Annotated in this window: 22 protein-coding genes and 1 tRNA gene; 7 read left to right on the top strand and 16 right to left on the bottom strand. The window is 67.4% G+C overall.

The window, feature by feature from the left end; genetic code table 11:
- Position 1: 1 nt before the first annotated feature.
- The 13 genes from ABL838_RS11565 to ABL838_RS11505 form a co-directional block, all read right to left on the bottom strand.
- Positions 2–1,255, bottom strand: a complete 1,254-nt coding sequence (locus tag ABL838_RS11565; protein ID WP_126018296.1) for an NADH-quinone oxidoreductase subunit D — start codon at positions 1,253–1,255, stop codon at positions 2–4.
- A gap of 5 nt (positions 1,256–1,260) precedes the next feature.
- Positions 1,261–1,872 (bottom strand): NADH-quinone oxidoreductase subunit C, encoded by a 612-nt coding sequence (locus ABL838_RS11560; protein WP_418125401.1) that lies wholly within the window; start codon positions 1,870–1,872, stop codon positions 1,261–1,263.
- A 13-nt stretch (positions 1,873–1,885) separates the two neighbouring features.
- On the bottom strand, positions 1,886–2,365 hold the full coding sequence (locus ABL838_RS11555; RefSeq protein ID WP_007837763.1) for a NuoB/complex I 20 kDa subunit family protein: 480 nt from the start codon (positions 2,363–2,365) through the stop codon (positions 1,886–1,888).
- A gap of 15 nt (positions 2,366–2,380) precedes the next feature.
- The gene (locus ABL838_RS11550; protein ID WP_026346262.1) at positions 2,381–2,740 is read right to left on the bottom strand and encodes an NADH-quinone oxidoreductase subunit A; all 360 of its coding nucleotides are present in this window, start codon (positions 2,738–2,740) and stop codon (positions 2,381–2,383) included.
- A gap of 67 nt (positions 2,741–2,807) precedes the next feature.
- Positions 2,808–2,892 (bottom strand) — tRNA-Leu (locus ABL838_RS11545).
- A gap of 119 nt (positions 2,893–3,011) precedes the next feature.
- Entirely contained in the window at positions 3,012–3,413 is a 402-nt protein-coding gene (gene secG, locus ABL838_RS11540) for a preprotein translocase subunit SecG (RefSeq protein ID WP_126018292.1), read from the bottom strand.
- A gap of 37 nt (positions 3,414–3,450) precedes the next feature.
- Positions 3,451–4,215 (bottom strand): triose-phosphate isomerase, encoded by a 765-nt coding sequence (tpiA, locus tag ABL838_RS11535; RefSeq protein WP_184636544.1) that lies wholly within the window; start codon positions 4,213–4,215, stop codon positions 3,451–3,453.
- A 20-nt stretch (positions 4,216–4,235) separates the two neighbouring features.
- Positions 4,236–5,234 (bottom strand): NAD(P)H-quinone oxidoreductase, encoded by a 999-nt coding sequence (locus tag ABL838_RS11530; protein ID WP_369658638.1) that lies wholly within the window; start codon positions 5,232–5,234, stop codon positions 4,236–4,238.
- Between the two features lie 105 nt (positions 5,235–5,339).
- Complete coding sequence (pnp, locus tag ABL838_RS11525) at positions 5,340–7,667, bottom strand: polyribonucleotide nucleotidyltransferase (RefSeq protein ID WP_418119953.1); 2,328 nt, start codon at positions 7,665–7,667, stop codon at positions 5,340–5,342.
- 206 nt (positions 7,668–7,873) lie between these two features.
- Positions 7,874–8,140: a 30S ribosomal protein S15 gene (gene rpsO, locus ABL838_RS11520; RefSeq protein WP_007837783.1), complete on the bottom strand. Its 267-nt coding sequence runs from the start codon at positions 8,138–8,140 to the stop codon at positions 7,874–7,876.
- 88 nt (positions 8,141–8,228) lie between these two features.
- On the bottom strand, positions 8,229–9,167 hold the full coding sequence (locus ABL838_RS11515; protein WP_418125400.1) for a DMT family transporter: 939 nt from the start codon (positions 9,165–9,167) through the stop codon (positions 8,229–8,231).
- A gap of 105 nt (positions 9,168–9,272) precedes the next feature.
- Positions 9,273–10,433: a pyridoxal phosphate-dependent aminotransferase gene (locus tag ABL838_RS11510; RefSeq protein ID WP_418125399.1), complete on the bottom strand. Its 1,161-nt coding sequence runs from the start codon at positions 10,431–10,433 to the stop codon at positions 9,273–9,275.
- A gap of 30 nt (positions 10,434–10,463) precedes the next feature.
- On the bottom strand, positions 10,464–11,753 hold the full coding sequence (locus ABL838_RS11505; RefSeq protein ID WP_418125398.1) for a branched-chain amino acid ABC transporter substrate-binding protein: 1,290 nt from the start codon (positions 11,751–11,753) through the stop codon (positions 10,464–10,466).
- A 124-nt stretch (positions 11,754–11,877) separates the two neighbouring features.
- Here ABL838_RS11505 and ABL838_RS11500 point away from each other — a divergent pair, with 124 nt between their 5' ends.
- Positions 11,878–12,249 carry an Hsp20/alpha crystallin family protein gene (locus ABL838_RS11500; RefSeq protein ID WP_126018280.1) on the top strand — a complete coding sequence of 124 codons (372 nt, stop codon included), beginning with the start codon at positions 11,878–11,880 and terminating at the stop codon, positions 12,247–12,249.
- Between the two features lie 190 nt (positions 12,250–12,439).
- The gene (locus ABL838_RS11495) at positions 12,440–13,198 is read left to right on the top strand and encodes an alpha/beta fold hydrolase (protein WP_184636532.1); all 759 of its coding nucleotides are present in this window, start codon (positions 12,440–12,442) and stop codon (positions 13,196–13,198) included.
- Here ABL838_RS11495 and tsaD read toward each other — a convergent pair.
- Positions 13,134–14,195, bottom strand: a complete 1,062-nt coding sequence (gene tsaD, locus ABL838_RS11490) for a tRNA (adenosine(37)-N6)-threonylcarbamoyltransferase complex transferase subunit TsaD (protein WP_418125397.1) — start codon at positions 14,193–14,195, stop codon at positions 13,134–13,136. The genes ABL838_RS11495 and tsaD overlap by 65 nt on opposite strands.
- A 92-nt stretch (positions 14,196–14,287) precedes the next feature.
- Between tsaD and ABL838_RS11485 the strand changes: the two genes are divergently transcribed.
- The 4 genes from ABL838_RS11485 (at position 14,288) to ABL838_RS11470 (ending at position 19,054) form a co-directional block, all read left to right on the top strand.
- Positions 14,288–15,553 carry a nitrate regulatory protein gene (locus ABL838_RS11485; RefSeq protein WP_126018274.1) on the top strand — a complete coding sequence of 422 codons (1,266 nt, stop codon included), beginning with the start codon at positions 14,288–14,290 and terminating at the stop codon, positions 15,551–15,553.
- A gap of 354 nt (positions 15,554–15,907) precedes the next feature.
- Positions 15,908–17,152: a CmpA/NrtA family ABC transporter substrate-binding protein gene (locus ABL838_RS11480; RefSeq protein WP_418125396.1), complete on the top strand. Its 1,245-nt coding sequence runs from the start codon at positions 15,908–15,910 to the stop codon at positions 17,150–17,152.
- A 10-nt stretch (positions 17,153–17,162) separates the two neighbouring features.
- Complete coding sequence (ntrB, locus tag ABL838_RS11475) at positions 17,163–18,092, top strand: nitrate ABC transporter permease (protein WP_418125395.1); 930 nt, start codon at positions 17,163–17,165, stop codon at positions 18,090–18,092.
- A 155-nt stretch (positions 18,093–18,247) separates the two neighbouring features.
- Positions 18,248–19,054, top strand: coding sequence for an ABC transporter ATP-binding protein (locus ABL838_RS11470; protein WP_418125394.1), 807 nt, complete (start codon positions 18,248–18,250; stop codon positions 19,052–19,054).
- Between the two features lie 28 nt (positions 19,055–19,082).
- Here the strand turns inward: ABL838_RS11470 and ABL838_RS11465 are convergent, their stop codons facing one another.
- Positions 19,083–20,360 carry an ANTAR domain-containing response regulator gene (locus tag ABL838_RS11465; RefSeq protein WP_418125393.1) on the bottom strand — a complete coding sequence of 426 codons (1,278 nt, stop codon included), beginning with the start codon at positions 20,358–20,360 and terminating at the stop codon, positions 19,083–19,085.
- A gap of 269 nt (positions 20,361–20,629) precedes the next feature.
- Between ABL838_RS11465 and ABL838_RS11460 the strand changes: the two genes are divergently transcribed.
- Positions 20,630–21,895 carry an MFS transporter gene (locus ABL838_RS11460; protein WP_126018264.1) on the top strand — a complete coding sequence of 422 codons (1,266 nt, stop codon included), beginning with the start codon at positions 20,630–20,632 and terminating at the stop codon, positions 21,893–21,895.
- Between the two features lie 20 nt (positions 21,896–21,915).
- On the opposite strand, the gene ABL838_RS11455 is transcribed toward ABL838_RS11460, so the two are convergent.
- Positions 21,916–23,637, bottom strand: coding sequence for a bifunctional protein-serine/threonine kinase/phosphatase (locus ABL838_RS11455; protein WP_418125392.1), 1,722 nt, complete (start codon positions 23,635–23,637; stop codon positions 21,916–21,918).
- Positions 23,638–23,665: the final 28 nt, after the last annotated feature.

Here is a 23,665-nt window from a genome sequence, read left to right as displayed (position 1 = left end):
CTCACCTGTCGATCTCGCCGAACACGATGTCCATCGTGCCGATCACCGCGACAGCGTCGGCGATCATGTGACCGCGCGACATTTCGTCGAGGGCGGCTAGGTGCGGGAAACCAGGGGCGCGGATCTTCAGGCGGTACGGCTTGTTGGCGCCGTCGCTCACGAGATAGATGCCGAACTCGCCCTTCGGGTGCTCGACGGCGGCATAGGCCTGGCCTTCGGGCACATGGAAGCCTTCGGTGAAGAGCTTGAAATGGTGGATCAGCTCCTCCATGTTCGCCTTCATCGATTCGCGCGCGGGCGCGGCGACCTTGTGGTTGTCGGTGATGACAGGACCGGGGTTGGCGCGCAGCCAGGCCGAGCACTGCTGGATGATCCGGTTGGCCTGGCGCATCTCCTCGACGCGGACCAGGTAGCGGTCATAGCAGTCGCCGGTCTTGCCCACGGGCACGTCGAACTGCATGCGGTCGTAGACGTCGTAGGGCTGCTTCTTGCGCAGGTCCCATTCGATGCCCGAGCCGCGCAGCATGGGGCCGGTGAAGCCGAGGTTCAGGGCGCGCTCCGGCGAAACCACGCCGATGCCGACGGTGCGCTGCTTCCAGATGCGGTTGTCGGTGAGCAGCGTCTCGTACTCGTCGACCATCTTCGGGAAGCGCTTGCAGAAGTCGTCGACGAAGTCGAGCAGCGACCCCTGGCGGTTCTCGTTGAGCTTCTCGATGGCCTTCGCGTTCTTGACCTTGCTGACCTTGTAGCGCGGCATCGCGTCGGGCAGGTCGCGGTACACGCCGCCCGGACGGAAGTACGCCGCGTGCATGCGCGCGCCGGAAACGGCCTCGTACATGTCGAACAGGTCTTCGCGCTCGCGGAAGCAGTAGATGAGCATGTTCATCGCGCCGCAGTCGAGACCGTGCGCGCCGAGCCACAGCAGGTGGTTCAGCAGGCGGGTGATCTCGGCGAACATCACGCGGATGTACTGCGCGCGCTCCGGCACCTCGAGGCCCAGCATCCGTTCGATGGCCAGGCAGTAGGCGTGCTCGTTGCTCATCATCGACACGTAGTCGAGACGGTCCATGTACGGCAGCGACTGGATGAAGGTGCGCGTTTCGGCAAGCTTCTCGGTGGCGCGGTGCAGCAGGCCGATGTGGGGGTCGGCGCGCTGGATGACCTCGCCGTCCAGCTCGAGCACCAGGCGCAGCACGCCGTGCGCTGCCGGGTGCTGGGGACCGAAGTTGAGTGTGTAGTTCTTGATTTCGGCCATATCAGTCAGTGCAAACCGCCGCCGTAGTTGTCTTCGCGGATCACGCGCGGGGTGATTTCGCGCGGCTCGATGGAAACCGGCTGGTAGACCACGCGCTTCTGCTCTTCGTCGTAGCGCATCTCGACATGACCCGACACCGGGAAGTCCTTGCGGAACGGATGGCCGATGAAGCCGTAGTCGGTCAGAAGGCGGCGCAGGTCGTCGTGGCCTTCGAACACGATGCCATAGAGGTCGAAGGCTTCGCGCTCGAACCAGGTGGCGGAGTTCCAAACGGACTGCAGCGAGTCGACCACGGGGAAGTCGTCGCTCAATGCGAGCACCGTCAGGCGCACGCGCTGATTGAGACTCACCGACAGCAGATGGGAGACGACGCCATAGCGCCCGCCCTGCCATTCGCCGTCACGGTAGTCGGAGTAGTCCATACCGCAGAGGTCGATCAACTGCTCGAAGCGGCAGCCGGGCGCATCGCGCAGCAGCAGTGCAGCCTCGAGGTAGTCGGCAGCGCCGACCACCACGTTCACCTCGTCGAGGGCGACGGTCACGCTCTTGGCCTTGGCGCCGAGCGTCTCGGCGACGGTGGCGCGCAGCACCTCCGGCGAAATTGCAAAGTCAGTCATCGTCGGCGGTCCCTCAGGCGCGGGCAATGGTGTTGGTGCGGCGAATCTTCTGCTGCAGCTGGATCACGCCGTAGAGCAAGGCCTCGGCGGTGGGCGGGCAACCCGGAACGTAGACATCGACCGGCACGATGCGGTCGCAGCCGCGCACGACCGAATAGCTGTAGTGGTAGTAGCCACCGCCATTCGCGCACGAACCCATGGAGAGAACCCAGCGCGGCTCCGGCATCTGGTCGTAGACCTTGCGCAGGGCTGGAGCCATCTTGTTGCACAGCGTGCCAGCCACGATCATCAGGTCGGACTGGCGCGGGCTGGGGCGGAACAGCATGCCGAAGCGGTCGATGTCATAGCGGGCGGCGCCCGCGTGCATCATCTCCACCGCACAGCATGCAAGGCCGAAGGTCATCGGCCAGAGAGAACCAGTCTTCGCCCAGTTGACGACCGAATCGTAGGTCGTGGTGACGAAGCCTTCCTTGAGAACGCCTTCAATGGCCATCGTGTTTCTTCCTTGTCATTCCCAGTCGAGCGCGCCCTTTTTCCACTCGTAGGCGAAGCCCACGACGAGGATGGCGAGAAAGATCATCATGGCCCAGAAGCCAACAGCGCCGATTTCCTTGAGCGCAATAGCCCATGGAAAGAGGAATGCAATTTCGAGGTCGAACAGGATGAAGAGAATCGCGACGAGGTAATAGCGCACGTCGAACTTCATGCGCGCATCCTCGAAGGCCTCAAAGCCACACTCGTACGGGGAGTTCTTCGCGGTGTCGGGCCTGTTGGGGCCGAGAATGTATCCGATGACCTGAGGGGCGACGCCTACGCCGACTCCGACCAGAATGAACAAAAGGACGGGGAGGTAGGAGTCGAGATTCATCGAGAGTTTTTCACCGCTTGCCACCGGCAGGAAGAACCTCTGGATGAGGTTTTCCGCCGATGAGATTTGGTGCGGTCGGCGAGACTCGAACTCGCACAGCTTTCGCCACTACCCCCTCAAGATAGCGTGTCTACCAATTTCACCACGACCGCGGTTTTTGCTGTTCGGATGGCATGAGGTACCTGCAAGAGGAATTTGGCTTTCCGAACAGATTTAGAGTTTACCCTGAAATGGAGCCATTTCTCACGGGCAACTCATGAAAACGAGTTGATTACTTGCCCGGAATCTGCCCCGCACCCGAAACAGGGGCTGCAGGAGCCGAAGCAGGCGCATTCGGAGCTGCCGCACCGGGGATCTCGTTCGCAGCACCGGAGGCCGGCGCAGCAGGCGCACCTACTGCCGCACGCTCCAGAAGACTGCCGCCGCCAGCAGGACGCGCATGGCTGAAGTAGGCCAGCAGCAGCGTGCAAGCGAAGAACACCGCGGCAAGCACTGCCGTGGTGCGCGACAGGAAGTTGGCACTGCCGCTGGCACCGAACAGGCTGCCGGCGCTGCCGCTGCCGAAGGCCGCGCCCATGTCGGCGCCCTTGCCGTGCTGGATCAGGATGAGGCCGATCATCGCGAGGGCTGCCAGCATCTGCACGCCGACCAGAAGGTTGAGGACCACGTTCATTCGTTCTTACTCCTAATTTGATGCAACCGTTGCGCGTTCAACGCGCAGCGGCGGAAATGATCTGCAGAAAGTCGGGCGCCTTGAGCGACGCACCGCCGATGAGGCCGCCGTCGATGTCGGCCTGCGCGAGCAGTTCCGCGGCGTTCGCCGCATTCATGCTGCCGCCATAAAGAATGCGGATGCCGGCGGCATGCTCGCTGGCCGCGTGATGCAGTTGTGCGCGCAGCACCGCGTGCACTGCCTGCGCCTGCTCCGGCGTGGCCGTCTTGCCTGTGCCGATGGCCCAGACAGGCTCATAAGCCACCACGATCTCGCTGATGCAATGGCCGTTCACGTGAATGACGGCAGCCAGCTGGCGCTTGACCACCTCTTCGGTCTGCCCTGCTTCGCGCTGCGCAAGGGTCTCGCCCACACAGACGATCGGCGTGATGCCGTTGGCCAGCGCAGCCGCGGTCTTGGCAGCAACCGCTTCGTCGCTTTCGCCGTGGTACTGGCGACGCTCGGAGTGGCCGACGATTGCATAGCGCACGCCGAAGTCCTTCAGCATCGCGGCCGATTGCTCGCCCGTGAACGCGCCTTGCGGGTGCGCCGAGACATCCTGCGCGCCGAGCGCCAAGGCCGGCGAAGCCGCCAGCAGCGACTGCAGCTGCGCGAAATACGGAGCGGGCGCGCACAGCGCCACGTCGCACGCGGCCGGGCTCGCGGCCAGGCCCTGCTGGAGGGCCTTCACCAGCGCCTCGTTGGCAGCCAGGCCGCCGTTCATCTTCCAGTTGCCGGCGATCAGTTTCTTCTTGGTCGTCATCTCGTTCTTCTTGTCGTTGCTCACCACGTCAGCACGATCTTGCCAATGTGCTGGTTCGATTCCATCAACGCATGAGCCTGGGCCGCGCCGCTGGGCTCGCCCGCCGCGGCAAAGGTGCTGTGGATCACGGGCTTGATCGCGCCGCTTTCCAGCAACGGCCACACCTTCTCGCGCAACGCCCTGGCAATGGCGCCCTTGAACGCCACGGGCCGCGGACGAAGCGTCGAGCCGGTGATCGTGAGCCGCCTGCGCAGCACGAGACCCGCATTGATCTCGCTCTTCACGCCGCCCTGCACCGCGATGATGACCAGACGACCATCTTCGGCCAGGCATTCGACCTCGCGCGCCACGTAGTCGCCAGCGACCATGTCGAGCACCACGTCCACGCCCTTGCCGTCCGTGAGCTTCTTCGCCTCTTCGACGAAGTCGCTGGTGCGGTAGTTGATGGCGTGGTCGGCGCCGAGCTTGAGGCAGGCTTCACACTTGTCGTCGCTGCCGGCCGTGACGATCACGGTCGCGCCGAGCGCCTTGGCGATCTGGATCGCCGTGACGCCGATGCCGCTCGAGCCGCCCTGAATGAGCAGCGTCTCACCCTTCTGGAGGCGGCCGCGTTCGAACACGTTGCTCCAGACAGTGAAGAAGGTCTCGGGCAGCGAAGCCGCTTCGAGATCGCTCCACCCTTTGGGCACTGGCAGGCATTGCGCCACTGGCGCCACGCACAGCTCGGCATAGCCGCCGCCGGCAATCAGCGCGCAGACGCGATCGCCGACCTTGAAGCCGGCCTCTGCCAGCGCCGCGGCATCGCCCGACACGATCTCGCCAGCCACTTCGAGGCCCGGCAGATCGGACGCGCCCGGCGGCACCGGGTAGTGCCCCTTGCGCTGCAACACGTCGGGGCGATTGACGCCACTCGCCGCAACGCGGATCAGCAGTTCGCCGGCGCCCGCGACGGGGTCGGGACGCTCGGCGACGCGCAGCACCTCGGGGGCGCCGTACGAAGTGATTTCAATGGCTTTCATGGTCTTTCGGCCTCCAGCGCCCGCAGATGGGGCGCAGCTTGACGTTCAAAAGATGAAGAGGCAGCAATGGCGGCTGCATGCACAGCCGCCACCCTCGCGCCCTTCTTACTCCTGAGGCTCGCGCGGAGCTTGCTGCTGCGGCTGCTCGCCGGCCGGCGCTTCGCTGCGCGGCTGTTGCTGCTGTTCGTTGAAGCGAGGCGCGCGTTCGCCGCGATCGCCGCCGCGGTCACCACCACGCTCGCCGCGATCACCGCGGTCTCCGCGGTCGCCACGCTCACGACGCTCGCCGCGGTCACCACGGTCTTCGCGCGGGGGACGCTCGCTGAACTCCATGCCGGCCGGACGCTCGGTCAGGGCCTTCATGGACAGCTTGACGCGGCCCTTGTCGTCGGTCTCGAGGACCTTGACCTTCACGATCTGGCCTTCGCTCAGATAGTCGGTCACCTTCTCGACGCGTTCGTGCGCGATCTGGCTGATGTGCAGCAGGCCGTCCTTGCCGGGCAGCAGGTTGATGAGCGCACCGAAGTCCAGGATCTTGGTGACCGGGCCTTCGTAGACCTTGCCGATTTCGACTTCGGCAGTGATCTGCTCGATACGCTTCTTGGCCATCTCGGCCTTCTCCGGATCGGTCGAGGCGATGGTGATGGTGCCGTCTTCGTCGATGTTGATCGTCGTGCCGGTTTCTTCCTGCAGGCCGCGGATGACCGCGCCGCCCTTGCCGATCACGTCGCGGATCTTCTCGGGGTTGATCTTCAGCGTGGTCAGGCGCGGTGCGAACTGCGACACGTCGGACTTGGCCTCGCCCATCGCTTCCTGCATCTTGCCGAGGATGTGCATGCGCGCTTCCTTGGCCTGTGCCAGCGCGACCTGCATGATTTCCTTGGTGATGCCCTGGATCTTGATGTCCATCTGCAAGGCGGTGATGCCGTTGGTCGTACCGGCCACCTTGAAGTCCATGTCGCCCAGGTGATCCTCGTCGCCCAGAATGTCGGTCAGCACCGCGAAGCGGTTGTCTTCCTTGATCAGGCCCATGGCGATGCCGGCCACGTGCGCCTTCATGGGCACGCCGGCGTCCATCATCGAGAGGCAGCCGCCGCACACCGATGCCATCGACGACGAGCCGTTCGACTCGGTGATCTCCGACACCACGCGGACCGTGTACGGGAACTCTTCCTTGTTCGGCAGCACGGCGACCAGCGCGCGCTTGGCCAGGCGGCCGTGGCCCACTTCGCGGCGCTTGGTGGAGCCCATGCGGCCCACCTCACCGGTGGCGAAGGGAGGCATGTTGTAGTGGAACAGGAAGCGGTCTTCGTACTCGCCGGCCAGCGCGTCGATGCGCTGTGCGTCGCGCTCGGTGCCCAGCGTGGTCACGACCAGCGCCTGCGTCTCGCCGCGCGTGAACAGGGCCGAGCCGTGGGTGCGGGGCAGCACCGAGTTGCGGATTTCGATGGGACGCACGGTGCGCGTGTCGCGGCCGTCGATGCGCGGCTCGCCCGACAGGATCTGGCTGCGCACGATCTTCGATTCGATGGCGAACAGCAGGTCGGAAACCTTGCCGGAGTCGAATTCGGCGCCTTCGGCCTTCAGGGCCTCGAGCACGCTGGCGTTGGCTTCGCGCAGGGCCTGGGTGCGGGCCTGCTTGCTGCGGATCTGGTAGACGGCGCGCAGCTTGTCTTCGGCCAGGCCCTTGACCTTGGCGACGAAGGCTTCGTCTTCGGCGGGCGCTTGCCAGTCCCACACCGGCTTGCCGGCGTCGCGCACGAGTTCATGGATCGCGTCGATGGCGATGTTGGCCTGCTCGTGGCCGAACACCACGCCACCCAGCATGACTTCTTCGCTCAACTGCAGGGCTTCGGACTCGACCATCAGCACGGCGGCTTGCGTGCCGGCCACGACGAGGTCCATCTGCGAATCCTTGCGGGCGGTCTGGCCCGGGTTCAACACGTACTGGCCGTTGATGTAGCCCACGCGGGCGGCACCGATCGGGCCGTTGAACGGCACGCCGGAGATCGACAGGGCGGCGCTCACGCCGATCATGGCGGCGATGTCGGCGTCGACTTCGGGGTTCAGCGAGATCGTGTGCACGACCACGTGCACTTCGTTCAGGAAGCCTTCGGGGAACAGCGGACGGATCGGGCGGTCGATCAGGCGGCTGGTCAGCGTCTCATGCTCGCTGGGCTTGGCTTCGCGCTTGAAGAAGCTGCCGGGGATCTTGCCCGCGGCATAGGTCTTCTCGATGTAGTCGACGGTCAGCGGGAAGAAGTCCTGGCCGGGCTTGGCTGACTTGGAGGCGACCACGGTCGCGAGGATGACGGTGCCCTCGATGTCGACGAGCACGGCGCCGCTGGCCTGGCGGGCGATCTCGCCCGTTTCCATGACCACGGTCTTGCCGCCCCATTGGAACGACTTGGTGACTTTGTTGAAGAGGCTCATGTTTTGCTCCTGTTTTGATAGCGAACTACACGGAGTCCGCAGGTGACGGAGGCTTCTCAGAACACGATGCCATTCCAGCGAAGCTCGGCGGGAACTTCATTGGAATGACACAGCTTCGCTCTGTTTGGGCACTCCGAAAGTGGATCGCGAAGTAAAAAACGCCTGAGCTAGCGGACTAACCCAGGCGTTTTTTCATGCGATTTGGATTACTTGCGCAGACCCAGCTTGGCGATCAGCGCGGTGTAACGGTCGGCGTCCTTGGACTTGAGGTAGTCGAGGAGCTTGCGGCGGCGGCTCACCATGCGCAGCAGGCCGCGACGACCGTGGTGGTCCTTGGCGTGCGTCTTGAAGTGGGGGGTGAGCTCGTTGATGCGGGCGGTCAGCAGTGCGACTTGCACTTCGGGGCTGCCGGTGTCGTTGGCGGCGCGGGCGTTGTCCTTGACAACTTCGGCCTTGATGGAGGCTGCGATCATGTTGATTTCCTTGTTCCTGGATGTTTGACTTGCGGCCAGGACTGGAACTGCCCTCGCCGTGCGCCTTGCGGCATGCAAAGCCTTGGGATTATAGCCCGACCGCCCCGCCCCGCCCTTTTACCCCCTTGGAAGCACGGGCAGGCCTCCCGTCGAGCGACGCCAGCCCCACCGCGCCCAGCACGCAGGCCGCCCCGCCGATCTGCGCCGCGCTGATGCTCTCGCCCAGCCACAGCGCCGCCAGCACCAGCGCCGAGACCGGCAGGACGGCCGTGAACAGCGCCGCCTCTGCCCCGTTCAGCCGGGAAGACCCCGCAAACCACAGCACGAAGCCCAGCACCGTGGGCACCAGCGCGTAGTAGGCGACGCCGGCCAGCGCCTCGGCGGGCAAAGGCCGCTCCCAGGCCCGCTCGAAAAGAGCCGGAACCAGCGAAAGCAGCAGCCCGAACGCCGTCATCAGCGTAGAAAGCGCCAGCGGCCGCACCGGAACCCGCAGCCGCTTGTTGAGCAGGATGAACATCGCCTCGCAGATCACCGCACCCAGCACCAGCAGGTTGCCTGCCAGCGCCGCCGGGGAGCTCGATCCAGCCGCCGCACCGCCCCCGGGCCAGTTGATCGCCAACACCCCCGCCGTCGCCAGCACGATGCTGCCCACCAGATACCGCCCCGGCCGCTCGCGCAGCGCGATCACCGCCACCAGCGCAGCTACCGCCGGCAAGGTGCCCGCCACCACGCCCGCGCTGGCGGCCGGCGCCCAGCGCACGCCGAGGATCAGCAGCACCGTGTAACCCACGCTCCCCAGCCCCGCCTGGCACACCAGCAGCGCCAGGTCGCGCCGATCGGGCCGCGGCAATGGCGTACGGGTCAACCGCAGCAGCACGAGAAAGACCGGCAGCGCCAGCGCGAAGCGCAGCGCCGTCGCAGTGAAAGGCGGCAGCCCCGCCGCGATGACCTTGCTGGCCACCACCGTGCTCCCGACCGTGACCATTGCCAGCGCACAAAGCGCCATGCCCTTGAACCGTTGCGACATCCCGGACCTTCCGCCTTCGTGGAGAAAAGCCCGAGCTTCGCGGCCCGGCCGCGCCGCGTATTGAACGAAATTGCAGCCGGCCGACCGGCCGTGTTGCAGCCGGTGTTACTTCTGCCGCGCCAGCCAGTCGCGCAGCCGCTCCACGCCCTTCACCAGCCGCTGCGGATCCTTCGACGCGAAGCACCAGCGCAGCCAGCCCTGCGCCTCGGGCGCGAAGGCATTGCCCGGCGCGAGCCCCAGGCCGGCCTCGGCCACCAGCCGTTTGGCCACTTCGAGCGAATCGCCGAAGCCTTCGAGCCGGAAGAAGGCGTACATGCCGCCCTTGGCCGGCGCCACCTGCACGCCCGGCAGCGCGGCCAGCAGCGGCACCAGCGTATCGCGGCATTGCTTCAGGTGCGCCACCACGCGCGGCGTGATCTCGGCCGTGTGCTCGATGGCGGCAATGGCTGCGCGCTGCGTGAACACGCTGGCGCACGAGGTGTTGAACTCGATCAGCTTGCCGATGCCATCGACCATCGACGGCGGCAGCACCAGCCAGCCGAGGCGCCAGCCGGTCATCAGGAAGCTCTTGGAGAAGCTGTGCGTGACCACGAGCCGGTCGTCCGGCTTCGAGATGTCGAGGAAGCTCGGCGCGCAGGCGTTGGGCGTGGGCTCGAAATAGAGCCGCTCGTACACCTCGTCGGCCAGGATCCACGTGCCCGTCTGGCGGCAGTGGTCGAGCACGGCCTGCTGCTCGTCGCGGCTCATGGTCCAGCCCGTCGGGTTGTTCGGTGCGTTGACGATCAGCAGCCTGGTCTTCGAGGTGACCGCCGCGCGCAGCGCCGGCAGGTCGAGCGTCCACTGCCCGTTCACCGGCACCAGCGGCAGCGTGCGCACGTGCGCGCCCATGATCGCGGGCTGCGCCGTGAGGTTGGGCCACACCGGCGTGACGGCGACCACCTCGTCGCCCGCATCGACCAGCGCCTGCACCGCCAGCATCAGCGCGCTCACGCCACCCGAAGTGACGGCGATGCGCGACGCCTCGACGGCGGGGTGCAGCGCGCTGGTGTAGCGCGCGATGGCTTCGCGCAGCTCGGGCAGGCCGAGGTTGTGGGCGTAGAAGGTCTCGCCGCGCTGCAGCGATTCGATGGCTGCCTGGCGGACCACCTCGGGGGTGACTTCGTCGCTCTCGCCGAACCAGAAGGCCAGCACGTCGTCGCGGCCCATGCCGGCATTGGCGACTTCGCGGATCTTCGATGCTTCGAGGTTGTGGATGGCTTCACGCATGTAGGCAGTTCCTGTTGTTCGTCATCAGCTTCAAGGTCTCTTCATCTTGCACGAGGTCGGCAGCTCGGCGCGCTCCGGGGCGATGGTCTTGACCACGCGGAAGCCGTAGCCCGAGCCTTCCACGTCGAACTGCACGCCCGGCCGGCCCTGCCTGTCCATCACGCCCACCACGAGCTGCTGCTGGAACTGGTGGTCCGCCGCGCGCATGCGCCCGCGCTGGCCGTACATGCTCACGTCGGCCTGCTCCAGGGCGCGCGCCACGGGCAACGCATCGGCGCTGCCAGCGCGCTCGATGGCCTGCGCGAGCGCCTCGACCATGAGCTGCAGCCGCATATGCACGTAGTCGTCGGAAGGCTTCGGAAAGCGCGCGCGGAAGGCGCGGTAGAAGGCTTCCGACTGCGCCGTCTGCACATTGGGCAGCCAGTCGGCCACGGCCACCACGCGGCCGATGCCCGCGTCTGCGATGGCCGCCGGCGCGCCCAGCGCATTGCCATAGAAGGTGTAGAAGCTGCCGCCGAAACCCGCCTCGCGAGCGGCCTTCACCAGCAGCGTGAGGTCGTTGCCCCAGTTGCCGGTGATCACGGCCTGCGCACCGCTGGCGATGATCTTCGTGGCGTAGGGCGCGAAGTCCTTCACCTTGCCCATGGGGTGCAGCTCGTCGCCGACGATCTCCACGTCGGGCCGCTGCGCGCCCAGCTGCCGGCGCGCCTCGCGCAGCACGGCCTGGCCGAAGCTGTAATCCTGCCCGATCAGGTAGACGCGCTTGAGCGCCGCGTCGTCCTTCATCACGTCCATCAGCGCGGCCATGCGCATGTCGGCATGCGCGTCGAAGCGGAAGTGCCAGAAGCTGCAGCGCTCGTTGGTGAGTGCGGGGTCGACCGCCGCGTAGTTGAGGAAGATCGCGCGCCGCGAAGGGTCGCGCTCGTTGTGCTTGTCGATGGCATCGATCAGCGCCGCTGCAGTGGCCGAAGAGTTGCCCTGCAGCACGACGCGCGCGCCGTCGTCCAGCGCGGCGCGCAGCGCGGAGAGCGCTTCCTCGTTCTGCCCCTTGCTGTCGTAGCGGTCGAGTTGCAGCGGCCGCGCGCCGCCGGGAACGCCCGGCAGCTTCACACCGCCACGCGCATTCACGCGCTCCACCGCCCACAGCAGGTTGCGGAACACGGCCTCCCCGGTGTTGGCGAAAGGCCCGCTCATGCTTTCGATGAGGGCCAGGCGAATGGGTGCCGCAGGCGTCTGAGCAAGCGCAGCGAAGGGCCTCGCGCATAGCGCCAGCGCCGCGAATTTCAAGGTCTCGCGACGCAAATTAAAGGGGGGATTCATTGTCTTGAAACGCGTGCCGCTGCGCCTAGATGAGGTCTCAAGCGGCACTCACGATGGAACGGCCGCGCAGTGTAAGGGACACACATTTCTTGTCCCCATTGTGTTCATTCAGGAGTTCTTCACCATGTTTTTCGCCCCCACCCTTCGCACCGCCCGCTTCGCTCCCCGCGCCTACGACCGCGCATTCGAGCGCTTCGCCGCAGAGGCCTTCGCAGGCACCCGCCGTTCGCCCCTCGTGGAGCAGGACGACAAGAGCTGGACCCTCTCGCTCGACGTGCCGGGCTTCGCGCGTGAAGACCTCGCCATCAGCATCGAAGGCGCCGTGCTGCGCATCGAGAGCAAGGCCGAAGCCAAGCGCCAGTTCAAGGCCGCCTACGAGCTGCCGCAGGACATTGACGTGGCCGCCAGCGAGGCGAAGCTCGAGAACGGCGTGCTTACGCTGAAGCTCGGCAAGCTGGTGCCGGTGAGCCAGGCCACGCAGTTGCAAATCAACTAAACAGGCCTAAGCCCACAAGAGGAAAATGTTAGTAAGACCTCGTTTTTGACATTAAACGAGCACCTTATTCACAATAGCGCTGGATTAACGTCACATGATGTGACGTTTTTTTAGAACTTTCTTCTTCGTGGGCGTCTTGTAAACGCACTGATTTCCCGACGGTGCGGTTCGGGTGCCCCCTCAAGGCACCATGAAAACTCATCTGCAGCCCGCAAATCCCAACGAACAATCCGACACGCTCCTGGTGTTCCTGCCGGGCGCGTACCTCAAGCCCGACGAGTTCGAGCGCGAGGGCTTCATCGCCGCCGTGCGCGAACGCCACTTGGCGGCCGATGCGCTGCTGGTGGACGCGGATGTCTCCTACTACTACGAGCAGACCCTGAGCGACCGCCTGCACACCGAGGTCATCGAGCCGCAGCGCGCCAAGGGCTACAAGTCGATTTGGCTCGTGGGCATCTCCATCGGCGGCTTCGGTGCGCTGATCCACGAACTGGCGCGGCCGGGCTCGGTGGACGGCATCGTGGCGCTCGCGCCCTACCTGGGCCGGCGCGTGCTCGGCGCGGAGATCAAGAAGGCCGGCGGCCTGCGTGCCTGGCAGGCGCCCACCGGTCCGCTGCCCGACGAGGAGCCCGACCGCAAGCTCTGGCCCTTCTTCCAGCAGTACCTGTCGGCAAAGCCGTCGAAGAACCTGCCGCGGCTCTACCTGGGCTTCGGGCTGGAAGACCGCTTCGCGAGCAACCACAAGCTGCTGGCAGACGCCCTGCCGCCGGAACAGGTCTTCACGATCGAGGGCGGCCACGACTGGCCGCAATGGCGCCAGCTCTGGCGCAATGTGCTGGACGTGTTGCCGCTGCCGGCCGTCGGCCGGCCGTCTAAGCAAACGATTACGCAGTCTCAGGTAGCGCCGTCTCAGGCACCGAAAGCGACGCCATGGGCCATCGCGGCCTGACGTCGAAGGCATAGCGCTCGCTCGCCTGCGACAGGCCTGATTGCAGGCGCATCGCGGCGGCCATGGCGATCATGGCGCCGTTGTCGGTGCACAGGTGCAGCTCGGGGTAGTGCACGCGCACCTTGCGCCTGGCGCACGCGGCGTTCAGTTGCTCGCGCAGGCTCCTGTTGGCTCCCACGCCGCCCGCCACCACCAGCCGCTTCAGGCCGGTCTGGTCGAGCGCCGTGAGCGATTTCTTCAGCAGCACTTCGACGATGGCCGCCTGCGTGGACGCCGCCAGGTCCGCCTTGCGCACTTCGAGCTCGTCGCCCAGCTTCCTGGCCTGCGTGAGCACGGCCGTCTTCAGGCCGGCGAAGGAAAAGTCGAGATCGCCGCTGTGCAGCAGCGGCCGCGGCAGCTTGAAGGCCGCGGCATCGCCGCCTTCCGCCAGCTTCGCGAGCCAAGGCCCGCCCGGGTACGGCAGGCCCATCAGCTTGGCGCTCTTGTCGAAGGCCTCGCCGGCCGCGTCGTCGATGGTCTCGCCGAGCAGCTCGTAGCGCCCCACGCCATCCACCCGCATCAGCTGCGTGTGGCCGCCCGACACCAGCAGCGCGACGAACGGAAATTCCGGCGGATCGGCGCTCAGGAACGGCGACAGCAGATGCCCTTCGAGGTGATGCACCCCCAGCACCGGCTTGCTCAGCGCCACGCCCAGCGCGCAGGCCACGCCCGCGCCCACCAGCAGTGCGCCCGCCAGCCCAGGCCCGCGCGTGTAGGCCACCACGTCGATCTCGCCGAGCGAGCGGCCGGCTTCGGCCATGACCGTCTCGGTCAGCGGCAGCACGCGGCGGATGTGGTCGCGGCTGGCCAGCTCGGGCACCACGCCGCCGTAGGCCTGGTGCATGGCGATCTGGCTGTGCAGCGCGTGCGAACGCAGCACCGGCAGCGCGTCGCCTTGCGACTCGACCAGCGCCACGCCGGTTTCATCGCAGGATGATTCGATTCCCAACAAGAGCATGCCGCCGAGTGTAGGCGGCGCCCCCTGGCCGGCGCCCGCGAAGGGGCAAACGGCACGGATGTTGCAGTGACGCTCTCGAGCACCGCCCCACCATGAAATCCGGACTGAGCTTCCTCATCGCCGCCCGCCGCTGCGAAATCGACGAGCTGGACCGGCTCGCCCGCACCAGCGAGCTGGTGGGCGTGATCGGGCGGCTGGTCCATGCGCTGCAGCGCGAGCGCGGCATGTCGAACATGTTCCTCACCTCGCGCGGCAGCCGCTTCGCCGAGCAGCGCGGCCCGCAGATCGCCGAGTGCCTCGTGCTGGAGCAGGAAGTGCGAGCCGGCTTCGACCAGCTCGAAGCCGACAACTACCACCGTGGTGCCGACGCCGGCAACAACGCGCGCCTCTTCAGCCGCATCGCCTGGGTGCTGCCGGGCCTGGACGCCCTGCCCGCCCTGCGCCGCCGCATCGACGCGCTGGAGCTGAAGCCCGCCCAGTCCACCGCCGCCTTCGCCAAGCTGGTCGCCGGCCTGCTCTCGGTGGTGTTCGAGGCGGCCGACGGCGCCACCGACCCCGAGATCTCGCGCCTGCTGGTGGCGATGTTCAACTTCATGCAGGGCAAGGAGTTCGCCGGCCAGGAGCGCGCCTTCGGCGCCGCAGCGCTCGCGCTGGGCCGCAGCGACGAGGCGCAGCGCCTGCAGTGGCTGCACCTGATCGAATCGCAGGAACGCTGCTTCCAGGTTTTCACCGACTTCTCGGGCGAGGCGGTGCTCGCGCTCTGGCGCGACAGCCAGCCCGACGCCGAGGTGGCCGAGCTCGAACGCATCCGCCGGCGCGGCGGCATCGCGGCGCCGGCCGACGTGGCGCTGAGCCAGGCCTGGTTCGACTGCTGCACCCGCCGCATCGACGCCATGAAGACCGTCGAGGACCGCCTCGCCTGCGACCTGCGCACGCTGTGCGAGCACAAGACCGCGCAGGCCCGCAGCGAACTGCGCGAATACCGCCAGTTGCTGGACACGCTCACGCCACAGGCCGGCGCCCTCTTCTTCGACGACGCCGACGCGCAGGCGGCCGCACCTGCCCAGTTCGGCCGACACCTGGAGCGCTCGGTGCTGGACATGGTCCGCGAGCAGTCGCAGCGCCTGCAGGCCATGAGCGACGAACTCGAGACCGTGCGCGCCTCGCTCAACGAACGCAAGATCGTCGAGCGCGCCAAGGGCCTCTTGATGGCGCACCGCCGCCTCAGCGAGGAAGAGGCGCACAAGATGCTGCGCCAGACCGCCATGAACCAGAAGCGCAGGCTGGTGGACGTGGCCGAGTCGATGCTCGCGATGGCCGACTACCTGCCCATGCTCGACCGCGCACCGCCGCGTTGAGGCGAGCGCTCCCGCGGCGTTCGAACTTGGTGCACCGCACAACAACCGTGCCACTGCGATCGCCGCCTCAATCCGCCCATCACCCACGGCGCTCCGCGCCTTCGCGCGACATCCAGCTACTTTCTTGATAGCGTCCGGCGAATCTCCAAGCTGGCACACGGCTTGCAAGCAACAAGTTCACAGGCCCTCGATGGGCCTTCAGGCAGGCGACACCCAACGGCGGGTGCCTCCTGTCGAACCGGACAAAGGCGTCCCCATCCCGCAAGGGCTCGTTTTCGAGCAGCCCCTGCGCGGTGCGGACGCCTTTTCGTTTTTGTCTTCTTGTTTGTTCGTCTTCAACCGGAGCCCCGCCCCATGACCGACCTGCTCAAAACCCGTCTCAGCCGACGCCGCGTCCTGCAAGCCGCCGCCATCGGCGCCGTGGGCATCGACCCCGCCCTGCGCGCGGCCGTCTGGGCCCAGGGCTCCGACAAGCCCGAGAAGGAAGAAGTGAAGATCGGCTTCATCCCGCTGACCGACTGCGCGAGCGTGGTGATGGCGTCGGTACTGGGCATCGACAAAAAGTACGGCGTGAAGATCGTGCCCAGCAAGGAAGCCAGTTGGGCCGGCGTGCGCGACAAGCTGGCCAACGGCGAGCTCGACTTCGCCCACGTGCTCTACGGCCTGGTCTACGGCATGCACCTGGGCCTGAGCGGCCCGAAGAAGGACATGGCCGTGCTCATGACCCTCAACAACAACGGTCAGGCCATCACGCTGTCGAAGAAGCTCGCCGACAAGGGCGCGGTCGACGCCGCCTCGCTCGCCAAGCTCATCGCCGCCGAGAAGCGCGAATACACCTTCGCCCAGACCTTCCCCACCGGCACGCACGCCATGTGGCTGTACTACTGGCTCGCATCGGCCGGCATCGACCCGTTCAAGGATGTGAAGAACATCACCGTGCCGCCTCCGCAGATGGTCGCCAACATGCGCGTGGGCAACATGGACGGCTACTGCGTGGGCGAGCCCTGGGGCCAGCGCGCGATCATGGACGGCATCGGCATCACGGCCATCACCACGCAGGACATCTGGAAGGACCACCCCGAGAAGGTGCTGGGCACCACGGCCGAGTTCGCGAAGAAGTACCCGAACACCGCGCGCGCCGTGACCGCCGCCATCCTCGAGGCCGGCAAGTGGATCGACACCGGCCTGCAGAACAAGAACAAGATGGCCGAGACCATCGCCGACAAGAGCTACGTCAACACCAGCGTGGACGCCATCAACCAGCGCATCCTGGGCCGCTACACCAACGGCCTGGGCAAGAGCTGGGACGACCCCAACCACATGAAGTTCTACAACGGCGGCGCCGTGAACTTCCCGTACCTGTCGGACGGCATGTGGTTCCTCACGCAGCACAAGCGCTGGGGCCTGCTGAAGGAGCACCCCGACTACCTGAAGGTGGCCACCGAGATCAACCGCATCGACATCTACAAGCAGGCCGCCGCCGCCACGCAGACGCCGGTGCCCAAGGACGCGATGCGCAGCAGCAAGCTCTTCGACGGCTCCGTCTGGGACGGCAAGGACCCGAAGAAGTACGCCGAATCCTTCAAGCTCCATGCATAGGGAGAACACCATGGTCAGCGCAGTCTTCCACTCGCCGCTCGATGTGGCCGCCGCGCAGGCGGCGCCCTCCGCCCCGGCCAAGCCGGCGGCCTCCAAGGCAGTCGCCCCGCAGCCGGCTCCCGCCCCTGCACCCGAGCCACGGGCGCGCGCGCCCATCGACCTGCGCGCCTTCTGGATGCGCGTGCTGCCGCCGCTGGCGGGCTTCGGCCTGCTGCTGCTGATCTGGGAGGTGGTGGCCATGAAGAGCACCACCGGCTTCCCGACGCCCGCGGCCACCTGGCAGCAGGCGGTGACGGTGTTCAGCGACCCGTTCTACAGCAAGGGCCCCAACGACCAGGGCGTGGGCTGGAACGTGCTCTCTTCGCTGCAGCGCGTGGCGCTGGGCTTCGGCCTCGCGGCGCTGGTGGGCATTCCGGCGGGCTTCGCCATAGGGCGCTTCGAGTTCCTCTCGCGCATGTTCAACCCGCTCATCAGCCTGCTGCGCCCGGTCTCGCCGCTGGCCTGGCTGCCCATCGGCCTGCTGGTGTTCAAGGGCGCAAACCCGGCGGCCATCTGGACCATCTTCATCTGCTCGATCTGGCCGATGGTCATCAACACCGCCGTGGGCGTGCAGCGCGTGCCCACCGACTACATGAACGTCGCCAAGGTGCTGAACCTCAGCGAATGGAAGATCCTCACCAAGATCCTCTTCCCCGCCGTGCTGCCCTACATGCTGACCGGCGTTCGGCTTGCCGTGGGCACCGCCTGGCTGGTGATCGTGGCCGCCGAGATGCTCACCGGCGGCGTGGGCATCGGCTTCTGGGTGTGGGACGAGTGGAACAACCTCAACGTCGCCAACATCATCATCGCGATCTTCGTGATCGGCATCGTCGGCCTGGTGCTGGAGTTCGCGCTCATCAAGCTGGCGACGGCCTTCACCTTCGACGAAGTGAAGGGCTGAGCTGAAGACAGATTCGGACAGCCGAACGCAGAAATCGCAAAGGTTCCGCGAAGGTCGCAGAAGAGAAACAAAAAATCTTCGGTCTTCCTTCTGCGACTTCTGCGTAGTTTTTGACTTTCTTCTGCGTTCTGTCCCCGCATTCAGGAGCACACATCATGAACGACACCAAGTACATCGAGATCCACGGCGTCGAGCAGGCCTTCAAGACGCCCAAGGGCCGCTTCGTCGCGCTGCGCGACGTGAACCTGAACGTGGCCAAGGGCGAGTTCATCACGCTCATCGGGCACTCGGGCTGCGGCAAGTCGACGCTGCTGAACCTGATCGCCGGGCTCACCACGCCCACCGAGGGCGCATTGCTGTGCGCCAACAAGGAGATCAAGGGCCCCGGCCCCGAGCGCGCGGTGGTGTTCCAGAACCACTCGCTGCTGCCCTGGCTCACCTGCTTCGAGAACGTCTACCTCGCGGTCGAGCGCGTGTTCGCGGCCACCGAGAGCAAGGTGCAGCTTCGCGCTCGCACCGATGCCGCGCTGGCGCTGGTGGGCCTCACCGCCGCCGCGCAGAAGCGCCCCGGCGAAATCTCCGGCGGCATGAAGCAGCGCGTGGGCATCGCTCGCGCGCTGTCGATGGAGCCCAAGGTACTGCTGATGGACGAGCCCTTCGGCGCGCTCGACGCCCTCACCCGCGCCAAGCTGCAGGACGAGCTGCTGGCCATCGTGCAGAAGACGCATAGCACCGTCGTCATGGTCACGCACGACGTGGACGAGGCCGTGCTGCTGAGCGACCGCATCGTGATGCTCACCAACGGCCCGGCCGCCACCATCGGCGACGTGCTGTCGGTGGACATTCCCCGCCCGCGCAACCGCGTCGAACTGGCCGAGGACCCTGTCTACGTGCACGCGCGCAAGGCGGTGATCGACTTCCTCTACACGCGCCAGGCGCACGTGGAGAAGGTCGCGGCCTGACGCAGACCGAGCGCCGGCACCGGAGGCGTCACGACATGATGACCTGGAGGCTGTGCTCGTACGACGCCGTGAGGCGTTCGAAGGTGTCGACCAGCGCCTCGCTGGAACGCACCAGCGTGGCGCGGCCATCGGCGCTGTCCAGCGCCTGCACGCCGCCGACCAGCCGCAGCCATTCGTCGCGCGCGCTCGCCAGCGCGGCGCGGATCTCTGCGGTGCTCAGCGGCGCGCGCTCCAGTTCGAGCAGCGCGGCTTCGAACTCGGCCATGGTCGGCACCAGCCGCGCCTTGGCCGCTTCTTCCTTCAGCGCCGCCGCGAGCAGCGCGTCCTTCGCGAGCCGCTGCGCGCGCATGCGCTGCCGCCCGCAGATGTTGACGATGCGCAGCGCGCGGCGCGCGCCCGAGGTTTCCAGCGCCTCGGTCAGCGCCTCGGCAGCCTCCAGCAGCACTTCGGCACGCCGGTCGATGTCGGCCAGCCCTGTAGCAGTCGGTTTCGCCGTGAGCGCATCGGCCAGCCCGCTCCACGCGGCCTGCGCCTGCGCGAGCGCCTCGACGCCGGCAGCACCAAGCCCGAGGGCCGCCAGATGATCCAGGTTCTGCTGCACCCGCTCGGAAGACTGCGTGCGCAGCAGCCGGGCGCGCTGCGCGTCGATGCCGCCCAGCAGCTGCGCCGCCACGCGCACCAGCCGCTGCGAGAGCATGCGCAGCTGCCCGGCGCGGTTGATGGCGTCCGCCCACTGCGCGGCCTCGATGACCGAGCGCGACACCTCTCCGAGCCGCAGGTTCGCGTGCATCGCGGCACCGCGCAGCAGGCCGAAGGCTTCGTCCTCGCCGATGCCGCGCGCGGACATCAGCAGGCCCTTGGCGCGATCGACCCACTTGCGCTCGTCCATGCGGGTGCGCAGGTTCTCCAGTTCGGTGCGCAGCGCGGCTTCGCGCTGCCAGCGGGACGAGGCGCGCGCCATCAATGCGACGAGCGATCCGGCCTCGATGGCTTCGGCCTGTATCCAGGCGTGCACGCCGAGCGCGACCAGTTCCTCGTGCTGCGCGGCGCTCAGCGGCTCGCTGACAAGGCTCAGCGCGCACGGTGGCACGCCGGCCCAGCTGTGCAAGGTGTCGAACAGCGCGGGCGTAGGCAGAGACAGGAAGATCAGCGCCTGCCGAGGGGAAAGCGCCTCGACCTGCCGCGCGAAGCCGGCGCAATCGGCAACCGCGAGCACATCGATTCCCGCACCGGACAGGGCCTTCGCCAGCGCCTCTGGCAGCACGAGGCCGGCGGTTTCATCGGGCAGGACAACGAGAAGGGACATCGTGGAAAAGAAGCGGTGCGGGAGCGCACCGCGAGCATAGGCCACGCCCGCGCGAATTCGCAGGCACGCCTCTTGCATGAAACAGGGCGCGGTGTAACGAAGCACCGCTTTGGTGAAGAGGCTGCAGGCTCCTGCATCCGGCCCGGCAACGCACATGCCGCGCGCACCCCCACGTCGACAGCGTCCGCTGCCGGCACTCCGCTCCCAACCCCGTCCGTCGACACGGCCTCCCCAGGGCCGCGCCGCGGCTCTTTGCATCTTTGAACGCCATGTCAGGTTTCAGGAATTTCTTGCAGTCAGGCCACAGTCCGACACTGTTCGCGGCCTTCCTGTACTTCTCGTTCTCCTGCTGCATCTGGGTGCTCAACGGCGCCATGGCGCCTTTCATCGGCGAAACCTTCAGCCTCTCGCCGGCGCAGAAGGGACTGATGCTGTCGGTGCCGATCATCGCGGGCGCGCTCATGCGCTTTCCGCTGGGCATCCTGTCGCAGTACATCGGGCGCAAGAAGGCCACGCTGGTGGAGATGGCGCTGATCGCGGTGGCGATGCTCTTCGGCTTCTTCTTCGTGAAGAGCTTCAACGACCTGCTCGCCATGGGCGTGCTGCTGGGCATCGCGGGCGCGAGCTTCGGCGTGGCGCTGTCGCTGGGCTCGGGCTGGTTCCCGCCGCAGCACAAGGGCCTGGCCATGGGCCTGGTGGGCGCGGGCAACGTGGGCACTGCCGTGTCGGTGCTGGTGGCGCCGCCGCTGGCCAACTGGCTGGGCTGGCAGGCGGTGTACGGCGTGGCCGCCGTCGCCATCCTGATTCCGATGGTGGTGATGGTGCTCTTCGCCAAGGAGCCGCCGGACGTGAACGCGCATTCGAGCTTCCGCGAGCACATCGCCTGCCTGTTCGAGAAGGACGGCTGGGTGTTCAGCCTGATCTACGGCGTGACCTTCGGCGGCTTCATCGGCCTCACGACCTTCCTGCCCTCCTACTACTACGACCAGTTCGGCGTGAGCAAGGTGCAGGCCGGCCAGTTGACCATGCTCGCGGCCTTCATGGGTGCGGCGGTGCGCGTCGCGGGCGGCTGGATCTCCGACCGCTGGGGCGGCGTCAACACCCTCACGGTGGTGCTGCTGGTGGTGACCGCCAGCCTGGTGCTGGTGGGCGTCTCGTCGGCCTCGCTGGCCGTGACCACGCTGGCGCTGATCGTCTGCTTCGCAGCGCTGGGCGCGGGCAACGGCGCGCTGTTCCAGCTGGTGCCGCTGCGCTGGCCCGCGAGCACCGCGGTGGCCGGCTCCATGATCGGCGAGATCGGCGCCCTGGGCGGCGGCCTCGTGCCCAACGCCATGGGCCTGTCGAAGCAGTACCTGGGCAGCTACCTCTGGGGCTTCATCTTCTTCGCGGTGCTCTCGCTCGTGATGCTGGGCGTGATGCGCGTGATGCAGATCCGCTGGACCCGCACCTGGGCCGAGAAGGGTGGCCGTGCGCGCATCGCGCCGGCACATGCTTCGCCCGCAGTCAACAACACGCGGAAGGCTGCCCGGTCATGAACCGCCCCGCCCGCCTCCGCTCATCGTGGCAAGAACAGGAGCCACACGATCAACAGGAGGTTGAACAGCACCGACACGCCCAGCGCCAGCTGGTAGAGCGCGAGCGGGTCGCGGCGGATCAGCGGCGTGGCGGCGGGCGCGTTCACGGGGCGGGATGCACCGCGTTCGAGCGCGAGCAGCAGCTCCTCGGCGGTCTCGAAACGCTCGCGCGGATCGCGGGCGACGGCCTTGCGCACCAGGTGGTCGAGCCAGATGGGCACGTCGGGCCGCAACCGCGAGAGCGCAACCGGGTCGCGCCGGTAGCGCGCCACCTGGTAGGGCTCGATCTCGCCGTAGGGCAGATGGCCGGTGAGCCACTGGTAGAGCGTGACGCCGAGGGCGAACAGGTCGCTGGCCGCGTTCGCGGTGCCGCCCTCCTCCCACTGCTCGGGGTTGATGTAGCTGGGCGTGCCCGCATGCAGCTCGCGCTGCGCCGCGCCCTCCCGGCCGGACAGCGCCACGCCCAGGTCGAGGATGCGCCAGCGCCCGTCCTCGCCCAGGTGCAGGTTGCCGGGCTTGACGTCGCGGTGGATCACGCCCTGGCGGTGCAGCCTGCCGAGCGCGCGGCTGAGCTCGATGGCGGCGGCCACCACTTCGGGCACCGCGCCGCGCGGGTTGGCCTTGCGCAGCTGCTCGAGCGTGCGCCCGCCGTGCCAGTCGAACACGACGTACAGCGCGCTCGCGTCCGCGGCGCGCTCATGCACGCGGACGAAACCATTGCCGCCCACGCGCAGCCCCAGCCAGGCCTCGTGGGCCAGCATCGCGCGCTCCTGCGGATCGCCGGCGCGCGAGGGGTGCAGCGTCTTCAGCGCGACCAGCTCGCGCGTGGCCGGATGGCGCGCCTGGTACAGCAGGTGCACGCCGGTGTCGGCCACCAGCGCGGTGATGGCGTAGCCGTCGAGCACCTCCCCCACCTTCAGCGCGGGCGGCGGCGCGAGACGGCGGCCGTCGCCGAGTTCGTCGTCGAGCTGGCGGGCGTCCAAACCCACGACACGGATGACCAGCGCGGTCGCGTTGTCGCGCGTGCCGGCGTCGAGCGCCGCATGCACCAGCGCCTCGCTGGCGGCCTCGGCGTCGTCGCCCTGCAGGGCCAGCGCGGCCACCTGCTGGGGCTTGAGCACGCCGTGCACGCCGTCGGAGGTGAGCACGAAGCAGTCGCCCACGCGAACGTCGCCCTGCACATAGTCGACGCGCACCTGGTCGTCCAGGCCGATGGCGCGCGTCAGGCGGCTGCGCATGTCGGGATGGTCGAAGGCATGGTCCTGCGTGAGCGGCACCGCCGCTTCGCCGCCGGCACGCACGCGCCAGGCGCGGGTGTCGCCGACGTGCGCCAGCGTGTAGCCCTGGCCGTGCAGCACCAGCGCGGTGAGCGTGGTCAGCGCCGTGCCGCCTTCCTCGCTGCTCCTGCTCTGGCGGCGGCGGTTGTGGTCGGCCAGCCAGCCGTTCTGCGCGGCGACCAGCCGGTCGAGCGCGGCGGTCGGCTCCCAGGTGGCGGGCGTGGCGAAGTAGTCGGCCAGAAGCCCCATCACCGTGGTCTGCGCCGCCTCGCGGCCCCGGCCTCCGCTGGACACGCCGTCGGCAATGGCCGCGATGAGCCCGCGTGCCTCGTCGCCGGGCGGCGCGTGCACCGCGCCGGCGAAGTCCTCGTTCACCTCGCGCGGTCCGCGACGGCTGCTGTAGCCGATATCCACTTCAAAGCTCATGGCGCGATTCTGAACGCGCGCTGCGGGC

Source organism: Variovorax sp. 160MFSha2.1, assembly GCF_048305075.1.
GTDB lineage: Bacteria > Pseudomonadota > Gammaproteobacteria > Burkholderiales > Burkholderiaceae_C > Variovorax > Variovorax guangxiensis.
This window is presented reverse-complemented; position numbering and strand designations above follow the sequence as displayed.